The 8,932-nt window shown below is 37.1% G+C and carries 8 protein-coding genes; 5 read left to right on the top strand and 3 right to left on the bottom strand.

Annotated features, from left to right (window positions below):
* Window positions 1–192: 192 nt before the first annotated feature.
* Window positions 193–2,376 (bottom strand): DNA helicase RecQ, encoded by a 2,184-nt coding sequence (gene recQ / locus LB452_RS12105; RefSeq protein WP_262903013.1) that lies wholly within the window; start codon window positions 2,374–2,376, stop codon window positions 193–195.
* An 89-nt stretch (window positions 2,377–2,465) separates the two neighbouring features.
* On the opposite strand from recQ, the gene LB452_RS12100 reads away from it, so the two are divergent.
* From LB452_RS12100 to lptB, 5 genes are read left to right on the top strand one after another with little or no spacing between them, the layout of a single operon-like run.
* Complete coding sequence (locus LB452_RS12100) at window positions 2,466–3,428, top strand: KpsF/GutQ family sugar-phosphate isomerase (RefSeq protein WP_224461997.1); 963 nt, start codon at window positions 2,466–2,468, stop codon at window positions 3,426–3,428.
* Window position 3,429: 1 nt separating this feature from the next.
* Entirely contained in the window at window positions 3,430–4,275 is an 846-nt protein-coding gene (gene tatC / locus LB452_RS12095) for a twin-arginine translocase subunit TatC (RefSeq protein ID WP_224461996.1), read from the top strand.
* A 2-nt stretch (window positions 4,276–4,277) separates the two neighbouring features.
* Window positions 4,278–4,637, top strand: a complete 360-nt coding sequence (locus LB452_RS12090) for a carboxymuconolactone decarboxylase family protein (protein ID WP_224461995.1) — start codon at window positions 4,278–4,280, stop codon at window positions 4,635–4,637.
* A gap of 9 nt (window positions 4,638–4,646) precedes the next feature.
* Window positions 4,647–5,312 (top strand): hypothetical protein, encoded by a 666-nt coding sequence (locus LB452_RS12085; RefSeq protein ID WP_224461994.1) that lies wholly within the window; start codon window positions 4,647–4,649, stop codon window positions 5,310–5,312.
* Window positions 5,309–6,064 (top strand): LPS export ABC transporter ATP-binding protein, encoded by a 756-nt coding sequence (gene lptB, locus LB452_RS12080; protein ID WP_224461993.1) that lies wholly within the window; start codon window positions 5,309–5,311, stop codon window positions 6,062–6,064. Before LB452_RS12085 ends, lptB begins: the two co-directional genes overlap by 4 nt.
* Before the next feature lie 4 nt (window positions 6,065–6,068).
* On the opposite strand, the gene LB452_RS12075 is transcribed toward lptB, so the two are convergent.
* Together LB452_RS12075 and dnaB are read right to left on the bottom strand one after the other, a co-directional pair.
* A complete protein-coding gene (locus tag LB452_RS12075) occupies window positions 6,069–7,253 on the bottom strand; it encodes an asparagine synthetase B (protein WP_407692607.1) in 1,185 nt (394 codons plus the stop codon).
* A gap of 81 nt (window positions 7,254–7,334) precedes the next feature.
* Window positions 7,335–8,879 carry a replicative DNA helicase gene (gene dnaB, locus LB452_RS12070; RefSeq protein WP_224461991.1) on the bottom strand — a complete coding sequence of 515 codons (1,545 nt, stop codon included), beginning with the start codon at window positions 8,877–8,879 and terminating at the stop codon, window positions 7,335–7,337.
* Between the last annotated feature and the right edge of the window lie 53 nt (window positions 8,880–8,932).

Raw genomic sequence — 8,932 nt, 5'->3', positions numbered from 1 at the left:
TCGACTACCTGAAGCTTAAAAGAAAGCGAATAATCTTTTTGGGTTCGCTTTACATACCCTTTATTTGTTGGTGATTCCATATACACTTGATTTTAGTGTATCGCTATATTAGGACGGGACATAAAATATTACAAAAAACCCCAACTTTATTCAAGTTGGGGTTTTTTGTAATATTTTAAAATTGGATTACTTCTAATTTGCTTCTTCGCTTATAAATTTGATTCTATAGAGCCTTAGTTCTTCTTCATCATAATCACCATCAAATTCATCGATGGCTTCATTGATACTATCTGAATCTGCTTCCAAGAAATAGTCATGTATCTCTTCCTGTTGGTCTTCGTCCAACAGATCGTCCAGCCAGTAATCGATATTGAGTTTGGTGCCACTGAAGACAATAGCTTCCATTTCTTTGATAAAATCCTTCATCTCAAACCCTTTACCTTGAGCAATGTCTGTGAGTGGGAGTTTTCTATCAATATTCTGGATAATATAAAGCTTATTGGCGCTATTGGCACCTGTACTTTTAACTACCAGGTCATCTGGTCTTAAAATGTCATTCTCTTCTACATAGTTTTGAATAAGATTAATGAACTCGCTTCCAAATTTTTTAGCCTTTCCTTCACCAACACCATGAATATTGACGAGTTCTTCTTTATTTATGGGGTATTTTAAAGCCATATCTTCAAGAGAAGGATCTTGAAAAACGACGAAAGGTGGAACTTCTTTTCGTTTAGCAATCTTCTTACGTAAATCTTTCAGCATTTTGAGCAACTTCTCATCGGTTCCTCCAGTAGGTTGTGAAGATGTGGTGCTAGTAGCTTGGCTGAAGTCATTGTCTTCCGTCATCATGAAAGAAGTAGGACTTTTTAAAAACTCTTCTCCTTCAGGACGTATTTTTACAACGCCGTAGGACTCCAATTCTTTTTTAAGAAATCCAAATATGATTACTTGCCTCAATAAGGCTGTCCAATAACTGGCTGGTTTATCTTTTCCAGCTCCAAAAATTTCTAGAGTATCTGCCTTATTAGATTTTATAAGCACATTCGTTTTACCTGTAAGGGTGTGAACAATTTCCTTGGATTTGAAAAGTTGTCCAGTTTCTTTTACTGTTTTTAAAATAAGCTCGACATCTTCTTTGGCTTCTTTCTTGGTTTTTGGATACCGCACATTATCGTCCATATCACCGCCTTCACCCGTTTCATTGTCAAATTCTTCTCCAAAATAGTGAAGAATGTATTTTCTTCGAGAAATAGAGCTTTCAGCAAAAGCAACAACATCCTGAAGGAGGGCGTGACCAATTTCCTGTTCAGCGATAGGTTTACCACTCATGAATTTTTCTAGCTTCTCAATGTCTTTATGATTGTAGTAAGCGATACAGTGACCTTCTCCGCCGTCTCTTCCGGCTCTTCCCGTTTCCTGGTAGTAGCTTTCAATACTTTTAGGAATATCGTTGTGTATAACAAATCGTACATCTGGTTTGTCGATACCCATCCCGAAAGCTATGGTCGCCACTACAACATCAATATCTTCCATCAGGAACATATCCTGATGTTTACTTCTTGTTTTCGCATCCAATCCGGCATGATAAGGAACGGCCTGTATGCCATTAACCTGAAGCGTTTGAGAGAGTTGCTCTACTCGCTTTCTGCTCAAACAATAGATAATACCACTTTTGCCAGAATTCTTTTTTACAAATTTGATGATGTCAGAATCTACTTCATCTGTTTTTGGCCGAATTTCGTAATAGAGGTTCGGTCTGTTAAAAGAAGCTTTGAAGGTGTTGGCATTTGGGATTCTTAAGTTTTTAAGAATATCCTCCTGAACTTTTGGGGTAGCAGTTGCAGTCAGGCCAATAATGGGGATGTCGCTACCTATCCGTTCAATTATATTTTTAAGATTTCTGTATTCTGGTCTGAAATCGTGACCCCATTCTGAAATGCAGTGCGCTTCGTCAATGGCTAAAAATGAAATATTTTCATCTTTCAGAAAGTCTATGTATTCTGTTTTGGTAAGAGACTCCGGTGCAACATAAAGCAACTTTGTAATACCGTTGGAAATGTCCTCTTTTACTTGTTTGACCTGCGTTTTGTTTAGCGATGAATTTAAAACATGAGCAACACCTTCGTGTTCTGAAATGTTTCTTATGGCATCCACTTGATTTTTCATGAGAGCAATAAGAGGAGAAACCACAATTGCAGTTCCATCTTTTATTAAAGCTGGTAGTTGATAACACAGAGATTTACCACCTCCAGTAGGCATTATCACAAATGTATCTTCATTGGCAATGATGCTCTTTATAACGCTTTCTTGAAGTCCTTTGAACTCGCTAAAGCCGAAGTATTTCTTTAATTCTTGATGTAAATTGATTTGTTCCAATTGAATAGTTACTATTATGTTTTATTTACCTTTGTAAAATTAAATATACGCATTCTTTAAGAGCGCGCAATTGTTAAATATAGTATTTTATGAAAGATGTAGCAATACAGTCTTATGCCAAGGAAATTATTCACATAGAGTCCAAAGCTATTGAAAATCTTGAAAATTTAATTGATAACTCTTTTTCTGATGCTGTAAATGCTATTTACAATTCTAAAGGCCGCGTCGTAATAACGGGTATCGGCAAAAGCGCAATTATAGCTACCAAAATTGTAGCTACGCTCAATTCTACAGGTACACCAGCTGTTTTTATGCATGCTGCGGATGCTATACATGGTGATCTTGGTACTATTCTGAGAGATGACATAGTAATTTGTATTTCAAAAAGTGGAAACACTCCTGAAATTAAAGTATTGGCACCACTCATTAAAAATTTCAAAAACACACTCATAGCGATTACAGGAAACAAGGATTCATTTTTAGGAAAACAAGCAGACTTCGTTTTGAATTCTTATGTAGACAAAGAGGCTTGTCCAAATAATCTTGCACCAACCACTAGTACTACTGCACAACTTGTACTCGGAGATGCTTTAGCTGTATGTTTGCTCAAGCTGAGAGGGTTTTCCAGTGATGACTTTGCAAGATTTCATCCTGGTGGGTCCTTAGGGAAAACCCTTTACTTAAGAGTGAGAGATATTACTTCACAAAACATGAAACCTCAGGTTTCTCCAGAAACGACCACAAAAGATGTGATTGTTGAAATTTCTAAAAACATGCTGGGGGTTACTGCAGTTTTGGAAAACGGAAGAGTTGTTGGAATCATAACTGATGGTGATTTAAGAAGAATGTTAAGTTCCACAGAAGATTTCACCAAACTTAAGGCTAAGGATATCATGTCTAAAAACCCTAAAACCATTAAAAATTCAGCAATGGCAATAGATGCCTTGGAGCTTTTGGAAAATAATGATATCACTCAACTTATAGCTGTAGATTCTGGAGAATATGCTGGAATTGTCCATCTTCATAATCTTGTAAAAGAAGGCATCATTTAATATGGCAAAAAAAGCGAAGACGAGAAAGGATCCAAATGATATGTCATTTTTGGATCATCTTGAAGAATTGAGATGGCATTTATTGAAGGCCGTGTTGGCAATACTAATCGCTGGTGCAATAGCTTTCGCAATGAAATCTTTCATTTTCGACGTGATCATCTTTGGTCCAAAAAACGCCGATTTTTACACCTATAGCTTACTTTGTACTATTTCAGAATATCTCAATCTCCAGGAAAGTTTCTGTTTTGACGAACTCCCTTTTAGGATACAAAGTAGAACTATGGCGGGGCAGTTCAGTGCACACATCTGGACATCGATAACAGCTGGTTTTATCATCTCATTTCCTTATGTCATCTATCAGTTTTGGGCCTTTATTGCTCCAGGACTGGAGTCTTCAGAAAAAAAATCTGGTAGAGGTTTTATCTTCGTGACTTCATTTTTATTTATGCTGGGTGTATTATTTGGATATTATGTCATCACTCCGTTATCCATAAATTTTCTGGGTAGCTATACTGTGAGTGAAGTTGTGTTCAATGACTTTGACCTTAGTAGTTATATAGGACTTGTAAGGGCTTCTGTGCTGGCAAGCGGACTTATATTTGAGTTACCAGTGATTATCTATTTCCTTACTAAAGTTGGTTTGGTCACACCAGAATTTTTGAAGAAAAACAGGAAGTATTCATTGGTTTTTATATTGATCATTTCCGCATTGATTACTCCGCCAGATATTGCCAGTCAGGTAATCGTGGCGATTCCAGTCTTGATTTTGTATGAAATCAGTATTTTAATTTCAAAACTAGTATTAAGAAAACAACGTAAACAAGAAAAGCAAAAAACAAATAAATAATTATGATTGATTTAGTTGACGAATTCGAGGCCTATAGAGCTAGGATGAACGGTAAGATTTTAGAAGAAAACAATAAGGTCTTGAAGCGGATTTTTAATCTGGACACCAATTCTTTTACTGAAGGTGCTTTGGATGTTAAAACCAAAGAGCTCTTAGGTTTAGTATCTTCATTGGTGTTGAGATGTGATGACTGTGTAAAATATCACTTAGAATCATCTTATAAAGAAGGACTTAAAAGGGCACAAGTGGTCGAAGCTTTGAGTATTGGAACACTTGTAGGGGGTACAATAGTTATTCCTCATCTGAGAAGAGCTTTTGAATATTGGGAAGCTTTAGAAAATAAATTTGGTAAAACAGAATAAATTAAACCTATGAAACCCCTATATCCACTTATTGTTAGGCTTTTTGCATATGCAGGTCTTATGTTTTTGATGTCTTTGGCTATACAATTCGATTTCGCAGAAGGTGAAGTGAAGGAAGATTCTTTAATTGAAATTACTCAAGAAGTACTATTACTGATTAGTTCCTTACTACTTATTGGATTTTCTTCAAAAGCTAAGAACTTTAAAATTTTTAATTTAACACTTGCTGGATTTCTGGGAGTTCATTTTGTAAGAGAGTTTGATTTCTGGCTGAACACTCAGCTTTTTGACAAAGCCTGGCAAGTGATTTCACTTGTGATTGTTATAGCTGTTATTATCATGCTTATAAAGAATTGGAAAAAACTAATTCTAGAAATCGTTTCTATTTCAAAAACTTATGGGTTTGCCTTTTTCTTTTCAGGTCTTGTTATACTTCATGTCTTTTCAAGACTTTATGGGCGTAAGTTAATGTGGATCGATTTACTAAGAGATACACACCACAAATATGTGATTTCAGAAAACGGCGAGAAGATAGTAGAATTGAGAGACTTTATGAGACCTGTAAAGGATGCTTCCGAAGAAAGTATAGAACTTTTAGCTTATTCTATCATGCTTATAGGTGTTGTTGAGATGATTATCTTTGGTGTGAAATCTTCCAGAAAAATCAAGTTATGAGTTCAAATCGAGCAACTTTAAGAGCAGATAATCTTATTAAATCTTATAAAGGTGTAAGAGTTGTCAAGGGCATAAGCGTTGAGGTTACTCAGGGTGAAATTGTTGGTCTTCTAGGTCCTAATGGAGCAGGGAAGACCACTTCTTTTTATATGATTGTCGGCTTAATAAAGCCCAACGGCGGAAATATTTATCTGGATGATACGAATATTACCAAATATCCTATGTACAAGCGGGCTCAAAATGGTATCGGTTATTTAGCTCAGGAGGCTTCTATTTTTAGAAAACTGAGTATAGAGGACAACATCATGAGCGTTTTAGAGCTGACTGACCTGAACAAAAAGCAACGCGAGGAAAAGATGGAATCTTTGATCAGTGAGTTTGGTTTAAATCACATTAGAACCAATCGGGGAGATTTACTTTCTGGTGGTGAGAGACGGCGAACTGAGATTGCTCGAGCACTCGCCACAGATCCAAAATTTATCTTGCTGGATGAACCATTTGCTGGTGTAGATCCCGTGGCAGTGGAAGACATTCAAAAAATCGTAGCTCAGCTTAAGGATAAAAACATTGGTATTCTGATCACAGACCACAACGTACAGGAAACACTAGCGATTACAGACAGAACATACCTAATGTTCGAAGGTGGTATCTTGAAACATGGAAATCCTGAAGATCTGGCAAGTGATGAAATGGTAAGAAAAGTTTACTTGGGTCAAAACTTTGAACTCAGAAAGAAAAAAATATTTGAGTAGAAATTTAAGTTTTCTGCTTCTTCTTTTCTGCAGCAGGAAACAAAATATTGTTGAGAATAAGGCGGTAGCCTGGTGATTTTGGATGCAATTCCAGCTCTGTTTTAGGATCACCAACCCGATGTTGATAGTCTTCAGGATCGTGTCCTCCATAGAACGTAAAAAAACCTTTCCCTTTTATACCGTGGATATATCGAGCTTCGTCGTTAAGCTTATTTTTTCCCATGATTAGCACATTAGATTTAATCTGAGTGGGATTAAAAGCCGTAGTTTGTCCCATAAAACCTTTTACAACCGCGGTGTGATTCTGGCACAACATTGTAGGAATAGGATCCCACTTCGCAGAGTAATCCATCAGAGTAAAGTAGTCTTTAGATTTTGGAATATTCCTTTTCTCTGTCATGTCAATAGAAGAATATTCATACACCATTGGGTTCCTTTCCAGAACATAATCGGTAAATGCAAAAGTTTTAGAGTAATCTATTTTGTTTTGATATCCTGATTCAGAAGCATCTCCATCAAACATAGGCTCGCAAATATCGACTCCGTCTGCTGATAGAGCAATATCAAATGAATCTGTGGCGCTACACATGGCAAACATGAACCCACCGCCAATGACATATTCATTTATTTTCTTAGCTACAGCAAGTTTCTCTTCAGAAACCTTATCGTATCCAAGTGACAGAGCCAGTGCTTCTGCTTCTTCTTTCTCTTCGATATACCAGGGTGCAGATCTGTAGGCTCTGTAAAATTTGCCATACTGGCCTGTAAAATCTTCATGATGCAAATGAAGCCAATCGTACAGAAGCAACTCATCATTTAAAACTTCCTTATCATAAATCGTTTTATAAGGAATTTCAGCAAACTCCAAAACCATGGTCACCGCATCATCCCAGGGCGCATTTCCCTGTGGAGAATAAACGGCAATTTTTGGTGCCTTTTCAAGTAGCACCGCTTCCATATTTTGAGACGGGCTGCTTATCGTTTTTAAAATTTTTTCTGATTTTGAATCTGAAATCACTTCAAAAGAGACACCTCTTATGGTGCATTCTCTTTTGAGTTCTTCAGAATAAGGAGAGAGAAAAGAACCGCCTCTATAGTTAAGAAGCCATTGTACTTTTTGATTTTTCTCTAAAAGCCAGTAGGAAATTCCATAGGCTTTAAGATGATTGTCTTGCGTTTCAAAATCCATAGGGATCAAAATAAAGTTGGAATGTCCGTTCCAACCCATCAATAACATCACTATGAAAATTAAAACTCTCATTTTTTCTTTCTAAAAGGGTACTTCATCGTCGCTTTCATTACCGAAATTTTGGTTAGGAGGTGTGGAGCCGAACACATCTTCAGCATTAGGGAATGACGGGGAGTCTGCTTTGCCAGAATTCATGCTCGAATTGATTTCAAAAGGGGAATCGAAATTATCCATATTTTCGAACTTACCAAGGTGACCAATAAATTTCAATCGTATGTTGTCCAAGCCACCATTTCTGTGCTTAGCAATAATAAATTCAGCCTGACCTTGTGTAGGGGATTGTGTATCATCGTCCCACTCATCAATATCGTAGTATTCTGGTCTGTAAATAAAAGATACAATATCCGCATCTTGCTCAATGGCCCCAGACTCTCTAAGGTCACTTAATAAAGGTCTCTTGGTACCGCCTCTGGTTTCTACAGCTCTGGAAAGTTGTGATAGTGCAAGAACTGGAATGCTTAATTCCTTCGCTAATGCTTTCAGGTTTCTGGATATCGTGGAGATCTCTTGTTCTCTGTTTCCTCCTTTTTGAGACCCGCCGCCGGTCATCAATTGCAGGTAATCCACAACGATAAGCTTGATGCCGTGTTGTGATGAAAGCCTTCTGGCCTTTGCACGCAAATCGAAAATAGAAAGTGAAGGGGTGTCATCTATGAATAAAGGCGCTTGTTCGAGAGACTTTACTTTAACGTTCAATTGTTCCCATTCATGAGGCTCAAGGTTACCGGTTCTCAGTTTCTCCGAACTTAATCCAGTTTCAGAAGAAATAAGCCTGGTGATCAGTTGTACAGAGGACATTTCAAGCGAGAAAAACGCCACAGGTATATTTTGACCTACTGCAATATTTCTTGCCATCGTAAGAGTAAGAGCAGTTTTACCCATACCAGGACGAGCTGCAATAATCACCAGGTCACTTGGTTGCCATCCAGAAGTTAATTTATCTAAATCTGTAAAACCAGAAGGAACTCCACTCAATCCTTCTTTATTTGAAATTTCTTCAATTCGCTTTTTGGCTTGCATCACCAAATTTTGGGCAGTTTCAGAAGAGCGTTTTATATTTCCTTGGGTAACTTCATAAAGTTTAGATTCAGCATGATCAAGTAAGTCAAAAACATCGGTTCCTTCGTCGTAGGATTCTTCTATAATTTCGTTGGAAATTTTTATCAAACATCTCTGAATATATTTTTGAAGAACAATACGAGAATGGTATTCAATATGGGCAGAAGAGGAGACTTTTTGAGTCAATTGAATCAGATAATATTCACCTCCAGAGGCTTGTAGCTTTTTGGACTTCTTTAATTCTGTGGAAACGGTTAATAAGTCAATAGGATCTCCTTTCTCAAAAAGCACGATAATGGCTTCATAAATATTTTTATGGGCTTCTTTGTAGAATACATCGGGGTGAAGAATGTCAATGACTTCATCAACCCCCTTTTTATCAATCATCATCGCTCCTAGTATAACCTCCTCAAGATCAATGGCTTGAGGTGGTATTTTTCCTTTTTGAAGACTGATAACATCGCCTTTCGGCTTGGTTTGATATGAAGATTGAGTTGCGTTTTCCATGTTACGAATGTAAATAAAAGGTTATGAAGTTTGGAGAAAATAGTTCAGCTTAA

Origin of the sequence: Psychroflexus longus, from assembly GCF_020164595.1 — a bacterium.
Taxonomy (GTDB): domain Bacteria; phylum Bacteroidota; class Bacteroidia; order Flavobacteriales; family Flavobacteriaceae; genus Psychroflexus; species Psychroflexus longus.
This window is presented reverse-complemented; position numbering and strand designations above follow the sequence as displayed.

What these genes read in the sequence shown, in the direction of transcription:
- LB452_RS12100 (WP_224461997.1), top strand. Translation starts at nt 2,466, where the DNA reads ATGAAAGATGTAGCAATACAGTCTTATGCCAAGGAAATTATTCACATA.
- lptB (WP_224461993.1), top strand. Translation starts at nt 5,309, where the DNA reads ATGAGTTCAAATCGAGCAACTTTAAGAGCAGATAATCTTATTAAATCT.
- tatC (WP_224461996.1), top strand. Translation starts at nt 3,430, where the DNA reads ATGGCAAAAAAAGCGAAGACGAGAAAGGATCCAAATGATATGTCATTT.
- LB452_RS12085 (WP_224461994.1), top strand. Translation starts at nt 4,647, where the DNA reads ATGAAACCCCTATATCCACTTATTGTTAGGCTTTTTGCATATGCAGGT.
- LB452_RS12090 (WP_224461995.1), top strand. Translation starts at nt 4,278, where the DNA reads ATGATTGATTTAGTTGACGAATTCGAGGCCTATAGAGCTAGGATGAAC.
- dnaB (WP_224461991.1), bottom strand. Translation starts at nt 8,879, where the DNA reads ATGGAAAACGCAACTCAATCTTCATATCAAACCAAGCCGAAAGGCGAT.
- LB452_RS12075 (WP_407692607.1), bottom strand. Translation starts at nt 7,253, where the DNA reads ATGGATTTTGAAACGCAAGACAATCATCTTAAAGCCTATGGAATTTCC.